Genomic DNA, 19,083 nt, shown 5'->3' on the forward strand with positions numbered 1-19,083 from the left:
GGTCACCGTCTGGCAGACCGACACCGAAATCCCGGATGTCGACCTGATCGCCATTCCCGGCGGTTTTTCCTTCGGCGACTATCTGCGCTGCGGCGCCATCGCCGCGCGCATGCCGGTCATGCGGGCTGTTGCCGAACAGGCGGCCAGGGGGGTGATGGTCATCGGCGTCTGCAACGGCTTCCAGATCCTGGTCGAGGCCGGCCTGCTGCCAGGTGCCTTGATGCGCAACACGTCGCTGAAATTCGTCTGCCGGCAGGTCAAGCTGCAGATCACCAACGCCAACACCATGTTCACCCGTCGGTACCAGCCGGGCCAGATCATCCGCACGCCGGTGGCACATCATGATGGCAACTATTTTGCCGACGCCGACACACTTGCCCGCCTCGAAGGCGAAGGCCAGGTGGTGTTCCGCTATGCAGACGGCACCAATCCCAACGGCTCGATCAACGACATTGCCGGCATCATCAACGAACGCGGCAATGTGCTCGGCTTGATGCCGCACCCGGAAAACCTGATCGAAGCAGCCCACGGCGGCACCGACGGCCGGGCGTTGTTCGAGGGCGCGCTTGGCATTGCTGCCTGACATCATCAAGGCGAACAGCCTGAAAACAGCCGGACATTCCAGCCCATTTTATTGGGTAAGTCCGCTTCATGAGGGAGAGAGACGGTCATGAAACTCTATTCGCGGCCGTTGTCGCCCTACTCGTCGATCGTGCGGGCGCTGGCCTACATCAAGGATGTACCGCTCAAGATCATCGCGCCGCCGCCCGGTTTTCCGATCCCGGAAGAGTTTCGCGCCATCTCACCGCTCAACCGGATTCCGGTGCTGATCACCGGTTCGGGTGAAACGATCGTCGAATCGGTGGTCATCGCCGAATATCTCGAGGAGCGCTTTCCGGAACCGGCGCTGCTGCCGCCCGATTCCAAGGACCGCGCTCTGGTGCGCATGTTTGCCCGCATCACCGATCTCGACGTGCTGACCCCGACGATGAAGCTTTTCGAGCTTCATTTCGCGCCCAAGCGAAACAATGCCGAGATCGACGCCCAGTTCGCCCGCCTGCATCACGGGCTGGCGGCGATCGAGAAACGCATGGCGCAAGGCCCCTTTGCGCTTGGCAACGACATCAGTTTCGCCGATGCGTGGCTGACGCCGACGCGGTTCATCTTCAACAATCTCCGGGCCATGACAGGACGCCACGACCTGCTCGACGCGTATCCCAAATTCGATGCCTACGAACAGATCGCCTCGCAGCATCCGGCATTGTCGCGTGTGTGGGGCGAGATGACCGACGGGTTGAAGATTTTTCTGTCCGAACTTGAGATGGGTGCCGCTTGAGCAGGAGCAAGACGATCGCCCTGGTTGCGGCCGCGGGTTTTGCCCTGGCGTCCTGCCAATCGAGCCCGAAGAGCACACCTGTCCCCTCGGGCAAAAGTGCCTCGTTGCTGGCCATGGAACAGGTGGCGATATCGGCCCACAAATGCTGGATCGCCAGCAAGGATCCGGCGTTCAGGCAATACCAGATGGCCAATGAGTTGAATTCGTTCAGCGGCACGCCGCGTTTCCTGCTGGTGCCGGCCAAGCACTATGGCGGCAAACCGTTGCTGGTCGTGCAGGCACAAGGCAATTCCAGCCGCGTCGACGTGTTCGGACCGCTGATGAACGACCCGCTCGGCGCGCGCATCGGCTCCGACATCGCCCGCTGGCAGGCAGGCAATCCCTCCTGCGCGGCGGCCGCATAGGGCAATGGGCCGGTTCCTGCAGATTGCGGGTCTGGTCATCGGTCTGGCCGGACTCGTCCTGCAGTTCTGCATCAGCATTCCGGCGTCGATGGAAGCTGGCCGCAGCCTGCTCGGTTCCATCATCTTCCTTTTCAGCTTCTTCACCATCCTGACCAATATCGGCGCGGTGCTCGTCCACACCTCGCTGCTGTCGTCCACCGGCTATGCATGGCTGCCTGCCTTCGCAGGATCACGGATGCGCGCGGGCATCGCCGTTTCGATCGCCCTGGTGTTCATCGTATATGCGACGGTGCTGGCGCAGCTCTGGCAGCCACAGGGCCTGTTCCTGCTCTGCGACGTCCTGCTGCACTATGTGACGCCGGTGCTGTTCGTGCTGTGGTGGCTGGTCGCAGGCGCCAACGGCAGAACGCGGTGGGGCGACATCTCCTGGTGGATGCTCTATCCCGTGGCCTATCTGATCTATGCGCTGGCGCGGGCCCCGTTTGCCGGCGAGGTGCCCTACCCTTTCCTCGATGTCGCCAAGAACGGCGCAGCCAGCGTCGCCATCTCGGCGGCGGCCATCACCGGGCTTTTTCTGGTGCTGTGCGTGGTCGCCGTCGTCGTCGACCACGGCGTTGCTCGCATCAGAACATCGAGCGTCCGTTAGTCAAGCGGACTCCGGTCCCGCTTCTTGGGATGGTCAGTCCCAGAACGGCCTGATGGCCTCGCGGTGGGCATCGCAGCGCGAGACACCGATATCCTTGAGCTGATCATCGGTCATCTCAAGCAATACCAGCCGGCTGCGCCGGCGCTCCAGCAGATAGTCGATCCATTTCGCCAGCGACCGGACCACATGCACCAGACGGCCGGCAAAGCCGCGCCGGCCCGATGGGCGTGTCGATTGACCCGATGACTCGGCTCTCGAATGGCTGATTGTCGCGATTGTATTCATTTTCTTTCTACCAGATTTCCAAATTGCACCCTTTTTTGGCGCCGATCTGATATGTATTGACTCACAATCCGGTGCAATATAGAAAATTGTCACCATGACAAATTGGCTTCCAGATCTCACCGCCGGCTCCGGGCCGCTGTATCAACGGCTTGCGGATTCCATCGAAACGGACATCGACCGGGGGGTGATCGATGCGGGGGCAAAGCTGCCGCCACAACGCGACCTCGCCTACGACATCGGCACCACCGTCGGCACGGTCGGCCGGGCCTACCAATTGCTGCGCGAACGAGGGCTGGTGAGCGGAGAAGTCGGACGCGGAACCTATGTGCTCGGCCAGCGCGCCGATGATGCGAGGCCGACCTCGCTRGCTCCAGACGTCACCGGCGAAGGCACACGCCATATCGATGCGCCGCGCGGCAAGCTGCGTTTCGACAGCACGGCCGCGCCCGACATCGGCCAGGGCGCCATAGTCGCCGATGTCCTGACGCGCGCGGCGCAGGATTATCCGCATGAGATTTCAAGCTACACGCGGGATTTTCCGGACCGCTGGTACGAAGCCGGCGCCCGCTGGCTGTCGCGCAATTCGTTTCGCCCGAACGCCGACGCCATCGTTCCAACGCTGGGCASACATGCCGCTGTGATGGCGGCGATCGCAGCGCTGACAACGCCCGGCGATTATGTCGCCTTCGAGCACCTCACCTACTCGCAGATTTCCCGCAGCGCCGGTCTGATCGGCCGGCGCACCGCGCTGGTGGCGTCGGACGACCAGGGCATCGACCCGGCCGATTTCGAGCGCGTCTGCGCGCAAAAGCATCCCCGAATGATCTTCCTGATGCCGACGGCGCAGAATCCCACGCTGGTGACGTTGTCGGCGGCGCGCCGCGAGGCGATCGCGCGTGTCGCACGCGAATACAATGTCGTTCTCATCGAGGACGATCTCTACGGCAACCTGACCGATGATCCGACGCCGCTGCTGGCCGAATACGCGCCCGAACGCACCATTGTCGCCGGCGGCCTGTCGAAATCGGTCGCGGCGGGTGTGCGCGGCGGCTGGCTGTCCTGCCCGCCCGCCTATCGCCATCGCATCCGCGTCGCCCACAAGATGATGACCGGCGGCATGCCTTTCCTGCTGGCGGAGGTGAATACAAGGCTGGTGATGTCCGGCCAGGCAGACGAGATACGCAAACGCAGTATCACCGAAATCAGCGCCCGGATTGCCATCGTGCGCGAGACGCTGGCCGGATTCGCGTTCAAGTCACACGAAAAGGTTCCCTTTGTCTGGCTGACCCTGCCCGACCCCTGGCTTTCCGGCACCTTCAAGAACGCTTGTCTCGAACATGGCGTGCTGATCGACGACGAGGACGAATTCAAGGCCGGCCGCTCCGAGCAGGTTTTCCACGGCGTCCGCTTCGGTGTTTCGCAGCCGAGGCAGCGCAAGGACATCGCCGAAGGCGTCGCGGTCATCAGGCGTCTGCTGGATGAGGGTCGCGCCGGCTACGACAGCTTCTCCTGAGCCATGAGCCGTCTTGTCGCGAGGGATCGCTGCCTGCTCGGGATCGGCCTGCGGCTTTGTCCGGCTTTCGCGCGTTTTTCGTCGATCCATGGGGTGTATCGGTCGCAAGGCTTGCGATAAGACGGGACTCAAAATCCCAACGCTCCGGATACAAACCGCCGCCCATGACCATTTCCAATTCCGTGCCGATCACCCCCGAACTCATCGCCGCGCATGGGCTGAAGCCCGACGAGTACCAGCGCATCCTCGACCTCGTCGGCCGTGAGCCGACCTTCACCGAACTCGGCATCTTCTCGGCGATGTGGAACGAGCACTGCTCGTACAAATCCTCGAAGAAATGGCTGCGCACCTTGCCGACCACTGGCCCGCAGGTCATCCAGGGTCCAGGCGAGAATGCCGGCGTGGTCGACATCGGTGACGGCGACTGCGTCGTCTTCAAGATGGAGAGCCACAACCATCCCTCCTTCATCGAGCCCTACCAGGGTGCGGCGACCGGCGTCGGCGGCATCTTGCGCGACGTCTTCACCATGGGCGCCCGGCCGGTCGCGGCGATGAATGCGCTGCGCTTCGGCGCGCCCGACCATCCCAAGACCAGGCACCTGGTCTCCGGCGTGGTTTCCGGCGTCGGCGGCTACGGCAACGCCTTCGGCGTGCCGACGGTGGGCGGCGAGGTCAATTTCGACGCCCGCTACAACGGCAACATCCTGGTCAACGCCTTTGCCGCCGGCATAGCCAAGACAGACGCCATCTTCCTGTCGGAAGCCAAGGGCGTCGGCCTGCCGGTCGTCTATCTCGGCGCCAAGACCGGCCGCGACGGCGTCGGCGGCGCCACCATGGCGTCGGCCGAATTCGACGACAAGATCGACGAGAAGCGCCCGACCGTGCAGGTCGGCGACCCCTTCACCGAAAAGTGCCTGCTGGAAGCCTGCCTCGAACTGATGGCCTCAGGCGCGGTCATCGCCATCCAGGACATGGGTGCGGCCGGCCTCACCTGCTCGGCGGTCGAGATGGGCGCCAAGGGCGATCTCGGTATCGAGCTCGATCTCGACAAGGTGCCGGTGCGCGAAGAGCGCATGAGCGCCTATGAGATGATGCTGTCGGAAAGCCAGGAGCGCATGCTGATGGTGCTGCGCCCCGAAAAGGAAAAGGAAGCCGAGGCAATCTTCCACAAATGGGGCCTCGACTTCGCCATCGTCGGCAAGACCACCGACGATCTGCGTTTTCGCGTGCTGCACCAGGGCGACGAGGTCGCCGACCTGCCGATCAAGGATCTCGGCGACAAGGCACCGGAGTATGATCGCCCCTGGGTCGAACCCAAAAAGCCCGCGCCGCTTGCCGCCAACGACGTTCCGCAGGCCGACGTCGCCGAGGCGCTTTTGAAGCTGCTCGGCGGACCGGACCTATCGTCGCGCCGCTGGGTGTGGGAGCAGTACGACACCCTGATCCAGGGCAATTCGCTGCAGCTTCCCGGCGGCGATGCCGGCGTGGTGCGCGTCGACGGCCATGCCACCAAGGCGCTCGCCTTCTCCTCCGACGTGACGCCGCGCTATTGCGAGGCCGACCCCTATGAGGGTGGCAAGCAGGCAGTGGCCGAGTGCTGGCGCAACCTGACTGCCACCGGCGCGCTGCCGCTGGCGGCCACCGACAATCTCAATTTCGGCAACCCGGAACGGCCTGAGATCATGGGCCAGCTGGTCGGCGCGGTGAAAGGCATCGGTGATGCCTGCCGCGCGCTCGGCTTCCCGATCGTCTCCGGCAATGTCTCGCTCTACAACGAGACCAACGGCCAGGGCATCCTGCCGACGCCGACCATCGGCGGTGTCGGCCTGATCGCCGACTGGTCGAAGATGGTGCGCACCGGTTTTGCGGCGCAGGGCCAGATGATCCTGCTGGTCGGCGCGCCCGCTTCCTGGGGAACGCATCTTGGCCAGTCGGTCTATATGCGCGACATCCATGGGCGCAGCGACGGTCCCCCGCCGCCGGTGGATCTCGAGCATGAAAAGCGCGTTGGCGACCATGTGCGCGCGCTGATTGCATCCGGCATCGTCACGGCGGCGCATGACGTTTCCGACGGTGGCATGGCCGTGGCGCTGGCCGAGATGGCGATGGCGTCGGGCATCGGCGCCACGGTTCCCGGGCTTGTCGGCACCGATCCGATCCCGGTCTGGTTCGGCGAGGATCAGGGCCGCTATCTCCTGACGCTGTCGATCGATCCGGATAGCGATGAATGGGACGCCATTCGCAAGCAGCAAGGCGAACTCGGCATCTTCGCGCCGTGGATCGGTTCGACCGGCGGCAGCGCGCTGAAGCTTGGCGAGGCGCGGGCGATTCCGGTCGGCGAACTGAGCGTGGCGCACGAAGGCTGGTTCCCCCGCTTCATGGATCAGGCCAGTTGACCAGACTGGCTGCCCGGGCGCTGCTTGCAGTCGTTTTCTGGCCGTCGCTGTTCTTCTTCTGGTTCCTCGGGCCGTTCGTCCTGTTCCTGCTGTCAACGACCTCGAGCGAGGTTTGCGCGCGGCTGGAAACACGTGCCGAGTTCCTCGCCGCGGCCAACGGCACCATTCCGATGCTTGCGGTACAGAACTTGATCTATGCGATTCCAATCCTGTGCCTGGTGCTATGGGATCGGCTTTTGCCAGAGCCGGCGCGAGCAAGGCATATTGTCACCTGCATCAAGCTTTTTGCCGCCGCGGTGGTCGTTGGAGCGCTGTGGGAATATGGCTCTTCGCTTGTCTGCGATGGCTACGGCCAGCCATTCTTCTCGCCCGCCTGGCAAATGACGAGCTATCTCCCCATCGTCAGCCTGATAATAAACATTCCGCTCTATGTCCTGGCCTTCAGCCTTGGCCGCGCCTTTTCGACGCGCGAGGATGTGGGCGAGGACGAAGCAAGCCCACCAGCCTAAGTCTGCTTCTGAGGCCCCAGGACCTTCTTGCCGGTGGCAAGGTCTGAACGGCTTCAATCCGGACGAGAAAGGCTTTAGGCTCACCCGACTCTTATCTTAAGGCCGACCATCGGCCGCTCGAAACAGGATTTTGCCATGGCAATGGATGCCCACGACATCGAAAAACTGATCAAGGACGGCATTCCGGACGCCAAGGTGACGATCCGCGATCTGGCCGGTGACGGCGACCACTACGCGGCCGAGGTGGTGGCCGAGAGCTTTCGCGGCAAGAGCCGCGTGCAGCAGCACCAGATGGTCTATGRCGCGCTGAAGGGCAACATGGGCGGCGTGCTGCATGCGCTCGCCCTGCAGACAAGCGTTCCCGACTAATCCGCACCAGAACAAGACCGCTTAACCGGCAGCAGCGAAGACCACTTGGCCCAAAACGGCCCATCGTTTGCGCCATTTCAGCTACGGCACGGCTAACGTCTTGTTTCGAGCAATCGTTGGGTTTATTTGAAAGGTATGTTTCGAGCCTGACTCCCACAGGCGGGAAAGGATATTTTATGAGCGGCATCAACGACTACATCGACAATGAAGTGAAGGGCAACGACGTCGTCCTTTTCATGAAGGGCACGCCCGGCTTTCCGCAGTGCGGATTTTCCGGCCAGGTCGTCCAGATCCTCGACTATATCGGCGCCGACTACAAAGGCGTGGACGTGCTGACCTCGGCCGAGCTGCGCCAGGGCATCAAGGAATATTCCAACTGGCCGACGATCCCACAGCTTTACGTCAAGGGTGAATTCGTTGGCGGCTGCGACATCATCCGCGAGATGTTCCAGGCAGGCGAACTGCAGACGTTCCTCGTCGAGAAGGGCGTCGGCGTCAAAGGCGCCGCCTGATTTCTGTTTTTGCATGAACTGAAAATCGACGTCGTTTTTCGGTTCATGCACCAGGCGCCCGGGCAGCCCCACCTCGGCAATTAATATGTCCCGGATACCGGGACCAAGACGAGCCAATGCGCCGGCCCGCCGGCGCGTTTTCGTTTGAGAGATCGGACTTGCCGTGGACCAGCCAACAGCAGCGCCGCTATCGGCAAGCAAACTGCCCATTCCGCGCTGGGAGTTCATCGCGCTGTGCGCCGCGCTGATGGCGCTGAACTCGCTGGCCATCGACATCATGCTGCCGGCCCTGCAACAGATCGGCGCCTCGCTCGGCGTCGAGAATGAAAACCATCGGCAATATGTCATAACAGCCTATATTCTGGGCTTCGGCGGCGGCCAGCTTTTTTTCGGTCCGCTCTCGGATCGCTTCGGACGTCGTGCGCCGCTGGTTGCCGGGCTGGTGATCTATGTCGCCGCGGCTGCGGCGGCAGCTGTTGCGCCAAGCTTTGAAACACTTCTGCTGTGCCGCGCCGTGCAAGGCATTGGCGCTGCCGCCACACGCGTCATCGCCATCTCGATCGTGCGCGATACGTTCGACGGCCGTCGCATGGCCGAGGTGATGTCGCTGATCTTCATGGTGTTCATGGCGATACCCGTCATTGCGCCGGGGATCGGCCAGTTCATCATGCTGTTTGCAAGCTGGCACTGGATCTTCGTCACCATGGCTGTCGGCGCGCTGATCGTGTCGGCGTGGTCGCTGCTGCGCCTGCCCGAGACGCTGCATCCGGAGTATCGCAGGCCGCTGACGGTTTCATCCGTCGTCGGCGGCTTCCGCATCGTGCTGACCAACCGCATGGCGCTCTGCTACGCCTTCGCCAGCACTTTCATCGTCGGCGCCATGTTCGGCTTCATCGCTTCGGCGCAACAGATCTATGTCGACGTCTTCAACGTCGGCGAGATGTTCCCGGTGATCTTCGCCGGTGTCGCCGGCGTGCTCGCTTTTTCCAACTATTTGAACTCACGCCTTGTCGGCCGCATCGGCATGCGCCGACTGTCGCAGAGCGCTCTCCTGCTGTTTTTGACTATCAGCCTGGTCTGGCTGGTGGTTTCCCTGGAAATGAAGATGCCGCTCTGGCTGTTCATCACCCTTTTTGCCAGTGCCATGCTTCCGTTCGGTGCGCTCGGCGCGAATTTCAATGCGCTGGCCATGGAGCCGCTCGGCCAACTGGCCGGCACGGCGTCATCCATACTGGGCTTCATGCAGACCTTTATCGGCGGCATTCTCGGCACGCTGATCGGCCAAGCCTTCAACGGCACGGTAACGCCATTGGCCGCCGGCTTCTGCAGCGTGTCGGTGGCAGCGCTTCTGATGATCCTGATCGCCGAACGCGGCAAGATGTTTCAGCCACACAACCCGCCGGTTTGAGGCGACCCTGCACGGGAGCGGTGCGGCTACTCAGCCCAGAGTTCGTGACGCAGGACCTGCCAGCTTTCCCTATCCGGAGCGACAAGCAGGCCACCGCCAACATGCGACGGCAGATAGGCGCTGCCGTCGAAACGCGCGGCGTGGCCGCCGGCCTCGACATGGATCAGCACACCGGCCAGATGATCCCACGGCATCAGCTTGTTGTAGACGACGAAATGGGCATGGCCGCTGGCCAACAGGCGATATTCGTGTGCCGCACAGCGATAGGCGAATTGCGACAGGATCTTGGTCTGGTTGCGCGCCAGCCGCGACCGCTCCGGTTCGGGCATGTATTGCCAGGAGACAGAGCCGGTCATTTCCGAGATCGGCGCGGGCGCCGCGACATGCACCTTCTCAAGGCTACCATGCGCATGGCGGATATGGCTGCCGGCGMCCTTGGCGCCGATCAGCCAGTCCTTGCCGACCGGATCGTGGATGATGCCGGCAACCGTCTCGCCCTTGACCACCACCGCCAGCATGACGCCGAACAGCGGCACGCCGGACGCGAAATTGAAGGTGCCGTCCACCGGGTCGATGACGAACGCCAGGTCGGCATCGCCAAGGCCATCAAGCAGCGCCGGATTGTCGGAACAGGCTTCCTCGCCGACCACCATCGCCGAAGGATAGCGCTTGCGCAGCGTGGCGGTGATCAGGCGCTCGGCATTGACGTCGGCCTCGGTCACCAGGTCGGCGGCCGAGGTCTTCTGCCGGATGTCGCCGTCGCCCAACCTGCGAAAGCGCGGCATGATCTCGACCTCTGCCGCCTCGGCCAGAATGCCGGCCAGCCAGTCGATCGCGGTGTCGTCAAATGTCATTGGAAACATCTTGCCTGGTGGTGAGGGTGTCGTTGAGCGCGGCGAAGTCGAACAGTTTTCTGTCGAGCAGGTGCGACGGCCTGGTGTTGGACAGCGCGCGGATCATGGTGTCCTTGCGGCCGGGCATACGCTTTTCGATATCCTCGAGCATCACCTTCATTGCGTTGCGCTGCAGGCCTTCCTGACTGCCGCAGAGATCGCAGGGAATGATCGGGAACCGCATCGCCACGGCGAACTTCTCGAGGTCGGTTTCGGCGCAGTAGCTCAGCGGCCGCAGCACCATGACGTCGCCCTCGTCGTTGAGCAGTTTCGGCGGCATGGCGGCAAGACGGCCACCATGGAACAGGTTCATGAAGAAGGTCTCCAGAATGTCCTCGCGATGGTGGCCGAGCACCAGCGCCGAGCACCCCTCCTCCCGCGCGATGCGATAGAGATGGCCGCGCCTGAGACGCGAGCAGAGCGAGCAATAGGTGCTGCCCTCGGGCAGCTTGTCGGTGACGACGGAATAGGTGTCCTGATACTCGATCCGGTGCGGTATGGCGTGGCTGTCGAGATAGTCCGGCAGGATGTGTTTGGGGAAATTCGGCTGGCCCTGGTCCAGGTTGCAGGCCAGCAAATCGACAGGCAACAGCCCGCGCCATTTGAGGTCGAGCAGCACCGCGAGCAGCCCGTAGGAATCCTTGCCGCCCGACAGCGCTACAAGCCAGCGCTGGCCGGGCTTGACCATCGAGAAATCCTCGATCGYTTGACGGGTGAGACGCAGCAGCCGCTTGCGCAATTTGTTGAACTCGACCGAGGACGGTACATCGGCAAACAGCGGATGGAAGCCGCCTTCGCCGTCGGCAATCGGTTCAAGCGTTTCGATGTCTGGCAGCATGTTCATGGCATGTCGCTTTCGGTGGACACTTTGTTCGGAGCAATTCCGGGCGGAAAACCGGTTCCCACTTTTCCTGGAATTGCTCGGAGCGCCCGGATTAGCGGACATGGCAGACAAAGAAAAGGCCGCCTCGACGGGCGGCCTTTGGATGGTGTCGCAAAATGCGTTCGCTTGGCGCGAATGGAATTCGTCGCTTAGCGCGAATAGAACTCGACGACGAGGTTCGGTTCCATCTGCACGGCGAACGGAACGTCAGCCAGGCCGGGAATGCGCGAGAAGGTCGCGACCATCTTGTTGTGATCGGCTTCGATGTAGTCCGGCACGTCGCGTTCGGCCAAGCCCACCGATTCCAGAACGATGACCAGCTGCTTCGACTTTTCGCGGACTTCGACGACGTCGCCCGGCTTGCAACGGAACGAGCCGATGTTGACGCGCTTGCCGTTGACGTTGACGTGACCGTGGTTGACGAACTGACGGGCGGCGAAAATCGTCGGCACGAACTTGGCGCGGTAGACAACCGCGTCGAGACGCGACTCGAGCAGGCCGATCAGGTTCTCGGAGGTATCGCCCTTGCGGCGATCGGCCTCTTCATAGACCTTGCGGAACTGCTTTTCCGAAACGTCGCCATAGTGACCCTTCAGCTTCTGCTTGGCGCGCAGCTGCAGGCCGAAATCGGAAAGCTTGCCCTTGCGGCGCTGGCCATGCTGGCCGGGGCCGTATTCACGCTTGTTGACCGGAGACTTCGGGCGGCCCCAGATATTTTCGCCGAGACGGCGGTCGATCTTGTACTTCGCGGATTCGCGCTTGCTCATCGCATTCCCTTTTCAAAACAACACACCCGGAGCCTCATGGTCCGGGTGAAGGAAACGCGCCCTCCTCTGGCCTCCGTTTTCGAGACCTGACAGGGTTTTCCCACGCAACGCGGCGGAAAACCCACGGGACACGTCATTTCAAACAAGATCGGATACGACTAGGCATCCTGATCTTGCGCATACAAAACAAACACCGGACATCGCTGCCCGGTGGTTGTGACGGCTGGTTAAACCGAGATTCAACCGGTGTCAAGCTTGTGACTGGCATAGGGCCCGGCGACGAGATACCCGTTTTCCTGCGTAGATGCAGTGCACTTTGGTGCAGCTTCCAGACGACACGCGACCAGGGTCAGCTGTCCGACTTCTTTTCCGGCAGTCCCTTGCGCTTCGTCTCGGCGAACTCCTCGAGTTGCTTTTCGCTCATCGATTCATACATTCCCTTCGAAGCGCCTTTGAGCTCGCTCTTCTTGGTCTCGCCGCGCTTGGCCGACAAAGCGGCGCCGGCAGCTTTCTGCTGGGCTTTCGAGGTGGCTGGCATGGCTGTTTCTCCGTTGCTTTCAGAAGAAACGCCCCGGTTTGGTGACGGTTCCAGTCCCGGTGGCTCGGTTCCCGGCCCGCTGGTGCCAGTTCGCCACCTATTCAGGCTTGGCGATTCTCGTTGGCAGCCTTCCCGTGTATGGAACCCCAGTGTAGGACGGCTGGATGAAGTCTCTGACCGATCCCTCACAAGCTCTCTCCACTGGCCTGGCGAAAATCCGCACCGAATTCCACGTGCCAGATAGATTTCCGGTAGTCGTCGTGGCTGCCGCGGAGGCGGCGGCCAAACGTGTGCCCAACCAGCATGCCGATCGAACAGCGATGCCCTTCGTCACGCTCGATCCGACGAGCTCCACCGATCTTGATCAGGCGTTCTCAATCGAGGCGAGCGGCGGCGATCTTCTGCTGCATTACGCCATTGCCGACGTAGCCTGGTTCGTCGAGGACGGTGACGCGATCGATCTCGAAGCCTGGACGCGGGGCGAGACACTTTACTTGCCGGACGGCAAGGCCGGGCTCTACCCGCCGGTAATTGCCGAGGGTGCAGCGAGCCTGCTGCCGGATGGATCCCGGCCGGCGGTTGTCTTCACGGTCCGGGTTGCGCAGGACGGTGCGACGAAGTTGGACGGCGCGGAGCGGGCAATCATTCAAAGCCGCGCGAAGCTCGCCTATGACAGTGTGAAGCCCTCAGACGTTCCGGCCGGCTTCGCCGAAATGGCGCGACGCATGGCAATGAACGAAGAGCGTCGTGGCGCTTCGCGCGTCGACCCACCCGAGCAGGAGGTTGAAAGGCTCGCCGATGGTACATTCCGGCTTTCGTTCAGACCGCTGCTGCAATCCGAGCAAGACAACGCCGCGCTTTCGCTGGCTGCAAACATGGCGATTGCCGACGCCATGTTTGCGCACCATACCGGGTTATTTCGGGTGATGTCGGTGCCAGATGCTTTCAGGGTGCAAAGACTGCGCAGCGCGGCACAGGCTCTCGGGCTGTCTTGGCCGGCCTCCACAAGCTTGCGTGACTATCAGCGAACCCTTGACCCGACCGATCCGCAACAGGCGGCGCTGATGCTGGAAATCCGCCATGCAAGCGCCGGCGCATCCTACCAACCCTATAAGGAAGGTGTTGTGCCTTGGCATGAGGCGATGGCAGCGACCTATGCCCATGCAACGGCGCCACTCAGGCGACTGGCCGATCGCTACGTCGTGCGCTGCGCGCTGGCCATCGCCAATGGCCAGCCGGTGTCCCAGGCTGTCACCGACGCGTTCGCCAGATTGCCGCAGGTAATGGGGCGTGCGGATAGCCATGCTTCGCAGATCAACCACGCGGCTATCGACCTTGCCGAGGCGGTGATGCTGAAGGGACGCGAGGGCGAGACGTTCAAAGCTGCTGTCACCGACGTCGTCGACCATGGCGTGCGCGTTCAGCTTGCCGACATGCCTGTCGTTGCCAACGTAAAGGCCTCCGGGCTTAGACAGGGCGACGATCTGACGCTAAGGCTGATCTTGGCCGATCCAGATCAACGCAGCATCGTCTTCGAACCTGTTTAAGTGGGAGACGTTTCCGCCGCCATCTGGCTCACGACCAGCCCGAACCCCTGCATCAGCCGGCTGGTGGCGAAATCCACCTTGCCGGAGGTGAAGACCGCAATGTCAGGCTCACCCACCGGCAATGGCCCGTCGACCGGCGCCAGCAGCGACATGGCGCGGCGGGCGATCGCTTCGGCCGGATCGATCCAGTCGACCGGCCAGGGCGCGGTCTTGCGCATGCGATTGGCCAGGAACGGATAGTGCGTGCAGCCGAGCACGACGATGTCGGTGCGGGCGCCGTCCTTCTCGACGAAGCAGGGCGCGATCTCCTGGCGGACGATCTCCTCGTCGACGAACCCCTCGCGCATGTAGATTTCCGCCAGCGGCGCCAGCCGGTCCGAGCCGACGAGCCGCACATGGCATTTCTGCGCCCATTTGCTGATCAGGTCGCGCGTGTATTGACGCTTGACCGTGCCTGGTGTCGCCAGCACCGAGACGAGGCCTGAGCGCGTGCGCTCGGCGGCCGGCTTGATCGCCGGCACCGTGCCGACAAAAGGGTGACCGGGAAATTTCTCGCGCAACGCGTCGATCACCAGCGTCGACGCGGTGTTGCACGGGATGACCGAAATCTCGGGCTGGAATTTTTCCAGCAGCGCGCCGAACAGGCCAAGGATATGGGCGTTGAGGGCCGGCTCCTCCCAGGCGCCATAGGGGAAGGCGGCATCGTCGGCGACATAGACAAAGCGGCGGTCGGGCATCAGCACGCGCGCCTCGCGCAGCACGGTGAGGCCGCCGATGCCGGAATCGAACATCAGGATCGGCCGCTCAGTCATTGTCGGTTCCCTTTCCGCCGAGCGGCGGCATGTCGTCGTCCTTGCCGGTGCCGTCTGCCTTGTCTGCCAGGCGATCGCCTTCCGCCTTGCGGGCGCGCGCCACGGCCGCCGGCAAGCGTCTTGGATCGTCGCCCGGCGAACCCTCGCCACGCGGCATCGCCGGTGAAAACCTGTCCAGCGACGAGATGATACCGCGCAGCACCTTCAGCTCCGGCTCGGCGAAACCGGCACGCGTCAGCACGGCGCGCAGATTGTCGACCATCTTCGGCTTCTTCGGTGCGGGGCGGAAATAACCGCGCGCTTCCAATGCGCCTTCGAGATAGGCGAACAGGCCGTGCAGCTCTTCCTTGCTTGCCGGCTTCATGTCCGGGCCCGAAAAATTGGTTTTGGTCTCGTCTTCCAGCCCGGACTTCATCCACTCGTAGGACATCAGCAAGGCCGCCTGGGCGATGTTGAGCGAGGAGAAATCGGGATCGACGGGAAAGGTGACGATCTCGTCGGCAAGGCCGACCTCGTCATTGTAGAGGCCGAAGCGCTCGCGGCCGAACAGGATGCCGGTGCGCTGCCCCATTGCGTGACGGGTCCGAAGCACCCTGCCCGCTTCCACCGGGCCGCGCACGGATTTGAAGCCGTCGCGCTGCCTGGCCGTGGTCGCGAAAACAAAGTTCAGATCGGCGAGCGCCGAGGCCAGGTCGTCGAACACCTTGACGGCGTCGATGACATGGTCGGCGCGGCTGGCGGCCGCGCGCGCCTTCTCGCTCGGCCAACCGTCGCGAGGGTTGACCAGGCGCAGTTCCGACAGGCCGAAATTGGCCATGGCACGAGCCACCATGCCGATGTTCTCACCGAGCTGCGGCTCGACGAGGATGATCGCCGGGCCAGCGGTCGTGAGGCCGTGCTGAAAGTCCGTTCCGGTCATGTTTTCCAGGTGATTGCGCCATGAAGTCTCCGCGTCGTGCCATATCGATGCGGCTTTTTGAAGAGTTATCCGCCACTTGGCCGACAAATAGCCTTGTGCCGTCCCCTCGGGAGATTGACGGGATGCGGCATCGCACTCGTGCCCTCAACCAAAAGACATTCGACCTCGTTGCTGCGTGATGGCTCGACCGGGCGCCTCAAACCGCCGGCAAATGGAAACACGGGTCCTCGCTGTTGCTATTGACGATATTTCCCATTTTTAGAAATCATCTACGATCCAAATGCATATTTATTTACGATGACGCATCGCGTCGGTGGAAAATCAAATTAGAAAAAGGTAATCTCCCGCCCGCTTGGGTCCAGCGTGTATTGACGAATGGTATTGAGAAGACGGAGCGTGTCTTGCACACTCCCGTCATCTATTCATGCCCCAGGCATTTCATCACGGATTTCAACGGCCGACGAGGGCGTTGGCCAAATCTAGGAGGGGCAAATGAAAATCGTACGATTTTTCCTTTCACTCGCCGTGTTGCTTGCAGCATCGATCTTCCTGATTGCGCCAGCTTCGGCGCAGGCGACTAGGACGTGGGTTTCCGGCGTTGGCAACGACGCCGATCCGTGCAGCCGAACGGCACCGTGCAAGACGTTTGCCGGTGCCATCTCGAAGACGGCGACGGCCGGCGAGATCAACTGTCTCGATCCGGGCGGCTTTGGCGCGGTCACCATCACCAAATCCCTCACCATCGACTGCAGAAACACTGAAGCCGGTGTGCTTTTTACGCTCGGCACGAACGGCATCATCGTCAACGCTCCCGCCGGCTCGATAGTGCATCTCCGCGGCCTCGATCTAGACGGTGTAGGCACAGGCGCCGACGCCGTGCGTATGCTTGGTCAAGGTCAACTGCATATCGAGGACTGCAACATAGAGCGGGTGACCAGCAACGGCGTCGAATTCGCMGCCAACGCCAACAGCGAACTCTACATAAGCAACACGCGGATAGCTGAGRCAGGCGCCGAAGGTGTTCTTATCAAATCGTCCGTGGCTGCTGGTATCAACGCCATCCTTTCAAGAGTGGAAATCACCAACAGCGGCAGCGGCATTCTTATCGACGGCACGGGCAACACCGTGGCCATGAACCTGACGCTGACCAACAGCCTGATCAGCGGCAACACCGGCAACGGCGTGGTGGTCAAATCCGTCGCAGCGGCATCGCCGGTGCGCGCGACGATTACCGGCAACACGATCAGCGCCAATGCCGGCGCCGGCGTCAACGCCAACGGTGCGGCTGCCAGCGGCAACGGAAGCGCCATCGCCTTTCTCGGCGGATCGACGATCTTCGGCAATGTCACCGGGGTCAGCAATACCGGGAGCGGCGCCGTCCAGTCGTTCAAGAACAACATGATCGCCGGYAACGTAACCGACGGCACACCGCTCACCGCCTTCCCGGGCCCTGGCGGTACGCCGCTGCAATAAGCGACGACAGCCTGCGCGGTAGCGTGAACAAAGGCGATGCCGGCTGCCCTCAAGGATAGGCGGCATTGCCTCTTTGTTCCCGACTGCCATAGCAGGAGCCTGCGTCTTCCGCTGCCCGGTTGCACCGCTCGACCATGGCGGCCCAAGCCGTCGACAAATGGACCCGCCCTGTGCTCGGTGCCGGCATTGACGATATTTTCCATTTGTAAAAATCATCAACGATCCGAATGTATATTTATTTACGATGACGCGTCGCRTCACTGGAGAATCAAATTAGAAAAAGGTAATCTCCCGACCGCTTGGGTTTTCAAAGTGTATCGACGGTTGGTATTTCGAAGATGGAGTGTGTCCTGCACGCTCCCGTCGTTTATTTATGCCCCAAGCATATCGACACCGGTTTCCATGGCCGACGAGGCGTTGGCCAAATCTAGGAGGGGCAATTGAAAATCTTACGGTTTTTCCTTTCACTCGCTGTGTTGGCTCTCGCGTCAGCCTTCCTGATTGCGCCAGCTTCCGCGCAAGCGACGCGGACGTGGGTTTCCGGCGTTGGTGACGACGCCAATCCGTGCAGCCGGACCGCACCCTGCAAGACTTTTGCCGGTGCCATCTCGAAGACGGCGACGGCCGGCGAGATCAACTGCATCGACCCGGGCGGTTTTGGCGCGGTCACCATCACCAAATCCATCACCATCGACTGCAGAAACACTGAAGCTGGCGTGCTCGCGTCCCTCGTGAATGGCATCATCGTCAACACGCCGGTCGGCTCGGTGGTGCATCTTCGCGGTATCGACATAGACGGTATAGGCAATGGCCTCGACGGCGTGCGGATGGTTGGCCAGGGTCAACTGCATATCGAGGACTGCAACATAGAGCGGATGGGCGGCAACGGCGTCGAATTCGCCGCCAACGCCAACAGCGAACTCTACATAAGCAACACGCGCATAGCCGAGTCAGGCGCCGAAGGTGTTCTCATCAAAACGACCGGGGCCGTTGGAATCAACGCCATCCTTTCGAGGGTGGAAATCACCAACAGCGCCAGCGGCATTCTTGTCGACGGCACCGGCAATACCSTTGCCATGAACCTGACGCTRACCAACAGCCTKATCAGCGGCAACACCGGCAACGGCGTGGCGATCAAATCCGTCGCCGCGGCATCGCCGGTGCGTGCGACGATGACCGGTAACACGATCAGCGCCAATGCCGGCAGCGGTGTCAACGCCAACGGTGCCGCTGCCAGCGGCAACGGAAGCGCCATCGCYTTTCTCGGCGSATCGACGATATTCGGCAATGTCACCGGGGTCAGCAATACCGGGAGCGGCGCCGTSCAGTCGTTCAAGAACAACATGATCTCCGGCAACRTWGCCGASGGCACACCGCTCACCGCCTTCCCGGGCCCCGGCGGTGCGCCTTTGCAATAAGCGACCGCCGCTTCCGCGGCAGCATGAAACAAGGCGATGCCGGTTGCCCATCAGGAGCAGCGCGGCATCGCCTTTTTTTGTTCTCGATTGCCAGATCGGTTCACCGTTTCACGGAAACGCCGTACCGCTCTATCTTTCTTGTTTTTGTCGCAATTCCCTGAGGAAAAGCGCCATGCGCTTTTCCCGAGAAAACCGCTTCGCACTTTTCCTGGAATTGCTCCGGCAGCAGCCCGCGTCTGCGTCGTCCCGGTTTGCACCGCTCTGATCGCTTTGCTATAGGCGAAGTCCCTGCTCTGGCGAGGTCTGCCCCGCCATCACCCAACTRTTGAACGAGGCATTCTTTCCATGGCGAAGATCAAGGTGGCGAACCCGGTCGTCGAACTCGACGGCGACGAGATGACCCGCATCATCTGGCAGTTCATCAAGGACAAGCTGATCCACCCTTATCTCGACCT

At 62.0% G+C, this 19,083-nt stretch carries 20 protein-coding genes; 13 read left to right on the top strand and 7 right to left on the bottom strand.

Features of this window, described 5'->3' with window-relative positions:
• The 4 genes from purQ to ACXJ7R_RS07955 all read left to right on the top strand — a co-directional run.
• Positions 1-583 (top strand): phosphoribosylformylglycinamidine synthase subunit PurQ (purQ, locus tag ACXJ7R_RS07940; RefSeq protein WP_457151343.1); only part of this gene is annotated, 583 nt, incomplete at its 5' end.
• An 87-nt stretch (positions 584-670) separates the two neighbouring features.
• Positions 671-1,336 (top strand): glutathione S-transferase family protein, encoded by a 666-nt coding sequence (locus tag ACXJ7R_RS07945; protein ID WP_457151344.1) that lies wholly within the window; start codon positions 671-673, stop codon positions 1,334-1,336.
• Positions 1,333-1,740 carry a hypothetical protein gene (locus ACXJ7R_RS07950; RefSeq protein ID WP_457151345.1) on the top strand — a complete coding sequence of 136 codons (408 nt, stop codon included), beginning with the start codon at positions 1,333-1,335 and terminating at the stop codon, positions 1,738-1,740. The genes ACXJ7R_RS07945 and ACXJ7R_RS07950 overlap by 4 nt, the downstream gene beginning before the upstream one ends.
• 4 nt (positions 1,741-1,744) lie before the next feature.
• Positions 1,745-2,386 carry a Pr6Pr family membrane protein gene (locus ACXJ7R_RS07955; protein WP_457151346.1) on the top strand — a complete coding sequence of 214 codons (642 nt, stop codon included), beginning with the start codon at positions 1,745-1,747 and terminating at the stop codon, positions 2,384-2,386.
• A 33-nt stretch (positions 2,387-2,419) separates the two neighbouring features.
• On the opposite strand, the gene ACXJ7R_RS07960 is transcribed toward ACXJ7R_RS07955, so the two are convergent.
• Positions 2,420-2,671 (bottom strand): DUF1127 domain-containing protein, encoded by a 252-nt coding sequence (locus tag ACXJ7R_RS07960; protein WP_457151347.1) that lies wholly within the window; start codon positions 2,669-2,671, stop codon positions 2,420-2,422.
• Between the two features lie 94 nt (positions 2,672-2,765).
• Here ACXJ7R_RS07960 and ACXJ7R_RS07965 point away from each other — a divergent pair, with 94 nt between their 5' ends.
• The 6 genes from ACXJ7R_RS07965 (at position 2,766) to ACXJ7R_RS07990 (ending at position 9,378) form a co-directional block, all read left to right on the top strand.
• Positions 2,766-4,184, top strand: a complete 1,419-nt coding sequence (locus ACXJ7R_RS07965; protein ID WP_457151348.1) for an aminotransferase-like domain-containing protein — start codon at positions 2,766-2,768, stop codon at positions 4,182-4,184.
• 164 nt (positions 4,185-4,348) lie between these two features.
• Positions 4,349-6,580: a phosphoribosylformylglycinamidine synthase subunit PurL gene (gene purL, locus ACXJ7R_RS07970; protein ID WP_457151349.1), complete on the top strand. Its 2,232-nt coding sequence runs from the start codon at positions 4,349-4,351 to the stop codon at positions 6,578-6,580.
• On the top strand, positions 6,577-7,089 hold the full coding sequence (locus ACXJ7R_RS07975; protein ID WP_457151350.1) for a hypothetical protein: 513 nt from the start codon (positions 6,577-6,579) through the stop codon (positions 7,087-7,089). The genes purL and ACXJ7R_RS07975 overlap by 4 nt, the downstream gene beginning before the upstream one ends.
• 135 nt (positions 7,090-7,224) lie before the next feature.
• Entirely contained in the window at positions 7,225-7,458 is a 234-nt protein-coding gene (locus ACXJ7R_RS07980; RefSeq protein ID WP_457151351.1) for a BolA/IbaG family iron-sulfur metabolism protein, read from the top strand.
• Positions 7,459-7,634: 176 nt separating this feature from the next.
• The gene (gene grxD, locus ACXJ7R_RS07985) at positions 7,635-7,970 is read left to right on the top strand and encodes a Grx4 family monothiol glutaredoxin (protein WP_095085430.1); all 336 of its coding nucleotides are present in this window, start codon (positions 7,635-7,637) and stop codon (positions 7,968-7,970) included.
• 163 nt (positions 7,971-8,133) lie between these two features.
• Positions 8,134-9,378, top strand: coding sequence for a multidrug effflux MFS transporter (locus ACXJ7R_RS07990; RefSeq protein ID WP_457151352.1), 1,245 nt, complete (start codon positions 8,134-8,136; stop codon positions 9,376-9,378).
• 26 nt (positions 9,379-9,404) lie between these two features.
• On the opposite strand, the gene ACXJ7R_RS07995 is transcribed toward ACXJ7R_RS07990, so the two are convergent.
• The 4 genes from ACXJ7R_RS07995 to ACXJ7R_RS08010 form a co-directional block, all read right to left on the bottom strand.
• Complete coding sequence (locus ACXJ7R_RS07995) at positions 9,405-10,232, bottom strand: inositol monophosphatase family protein (protein WP_457151353.1); 828 nt, start codon at positions 10,230-10,232, stop codon at positions 9,405-9,407.
• Entirely contained in the window at positions 10,222-11,115 is an 894-nt protein-coding gene (gene ttcA, locus ACXJ7R_RS08000; RefSeq protein ID WP_457151354.1) for a tRNA 2-thiocytidine(32) synthetase TtcA, read from the bottom strand. Before ttcA ends, ACXJ7R_RS07995 begins: the two co-directional genes overlap by 11 nt.
• A 188-nt stretch (positions 11,116-11,303) precedes the next feature.
• Positions 11,304-11,921 carry a 30S ribosomal protein S4 gene (rpsD, locus tag ACXJ7R_RS08005; protein ID WP_095085417.1) on the bottom strand — a complete coding sequence of 206 codons (618 nt, stop codon included), beginning with the start codon at positions 11,919-11,921 and terminating at the stop codon, positions 11,304-11,306.
• A gap of 349 nt (positions 11,922-12,270) precedes the next feature.
• Positions 12,271-12,459, bottom strand: a complete 189-nt coding sequence (locus ACXJ7R_RS08010; RefSeq protein WP_457151355.1) for a DUF3008 family protein — start codon at positions 12,457-12,459, stop codon at positions 12,271-12,273.
• A gap of 164 nt (positions 12,460-12,623) precedes the next feature.
• Between ACXJ7R_RS08010 and ACXJ7R_RS08015 the strand changes: the two genes are divergently transcribed.
• Positions 12,624-14,006 carry an RNB domain-containing ribonuclease gene (locus ACXJ7R_RS08015; protein ID WP_457151356.1) on the top strand — a complete coding sequence of 461 codons (1,383 nt, stop codon included), beginning with the start codon at positions 12,624-12,626 and terminating at the stop codon, positions 14,004-14,006.
• Here ACXJ7R_RS08015 and murI read toward each other — a convergent pair.
• Both murI and ACXJ7R_RS08025 read right to left on the bottom strand, forming a co-directional pair.
• On the bottom strand, positions 14,003-14,818 hold the full coding sequence (gene murI / locus ACXJ7R_RS08020; protein ID WP_457151357.1) for a glutamate racemase: 816 nt from the start codon (positions 14,816-14,818) through the stop codon (positions 14,003-14,005). The two genes, ACXJ7R_RS08015 and murI, sit on opposite strands and share 4 nt — an antisense overlap.
• Positions 14,811-15,737 (bottom strand): RNA methyltransferase, encoded by a 927-nt coding sequence (locus ACXJ7R_RS08025; RefSeq protein WP_457151358.1) that lies wholly within the window; start codon positions 15,735-15,737, stop codon positions 14,811-14,813. The genes murI and ACXJ7R_RS08025 overlap by 8 nt, the downstream gene beginning before the upstream one ends.
• Before the next feature lie 492 nt (positions 15,738-16,229).
• Here ACXJ7R_RS08025 and ACXJ7R_RS08030 point away from each other — a divergent pair, with 492 nt between their 5' ends.
• Positions 16,230-17,210: a right-handed parallel beta-helix repeat-containing protein gene (locus ACXJ7R_RS08030; RefSeq protein WP_457151359.1), complete on the top strand. Its 981-nt coding sequence runs from the start codon at positions 16,230-16,232 to the stop codon at positions 17,208-17,210.
• Positions 17,211-17,650: 440 nt separating this feature from the next.
• Positions 17,651-18,628, top strand: coding sequence for a right-handed parallel beta-helix repeat-containing protein (locus ACXJ7R_RS08035; RefSeq protein ID WP_457151360.1), 978 nt, complete (start codon positions 17,651-17,653; stop codon positions 18,626-18,628).
• Positions 18,629-19,083: the final 455 nt, after the last annotated feature.

Source organism: Mesorhizobium sp. P5_C1, assembly GCF_054049815.1.

What these genes read in the sequence shown, in the direction of transcription:
- purL (WP_457151349.1), top strand. Translation starts at nt 4,349, where the DNA reads ATGACCATTTCCAATTCCGTGCCGATCACCCCCGAACTCATCGCCGCG.
- grxD (WP_095085430.1), top strand. Translation starts at nt 7,635, where the DNA reads ATGAGCGGCATCAACGACTACATCGACAATGAAGTGAAGGGCAACGAC.
- ACXJ7R_RS07960 (WP_457151347.1), bottom strand. Translation starts at nt 2,671, where the DNA reads ATGAATACAATCGCGACAATCAGCCATTCGAGAGCCGAGTCATCGGGT.
- ACXJ7R_RS07955 (WP_457151346.1), top strand. Translation starts at nt 1,745, where the DNA reads ATGGGCCGGTTCCTGCAGATTGCGGGTCTGGTCATCGGTCTGGCCGGA.
- ACXJ7R_RS08015 (WP_457151356.1), top strand. Translation starts at nt 12,624, where the DNA reads ATGAAGTCTCTGACCGATCCCTCACAAGCTCTCTCCACTGGCCTGGCG.
- ACXJ7R_RS08010 (WP_457151355.1), bottom strand. Translation starts at nt 12,459, where the DNA reads ATGCCAGCCACCTCGAAAGCCCAGCAGAAAGCTGCCGGCGCCGCTTTG.
- ACXJ7R_RS07945 (WP_457151344.1), top strand. Translation starts at nt 671, where the DNA reads ATGAAACTCTATTCGCGGCCGTTGTCGCCCTACTCGTCGATCGTGCGG.
- rpsD (WP_095085417.1), bottom strand. Translation starts at nt 11,921, where the DNA reads ATGAGCAAGCGCGAATCCGCGAAGTACAAGATCGACCGCCGTCTCGGC.
- murI (WP_457151357.1), bottom strand. Translation starts at nt 14,818, where the DNA reads ATGACTGAGCGGCCGATCCTGATGTTCGATTCCGGCATCGGCGGCCTC.
- ACXJ7R_RS08025 (WP_457151358.1), bottom strand. Translation starts at nt 15,737, where the DNA reads ATGACCGGAACGGACTTTCAGCACGGCCTCACGACCGCTGGCCCGGCG.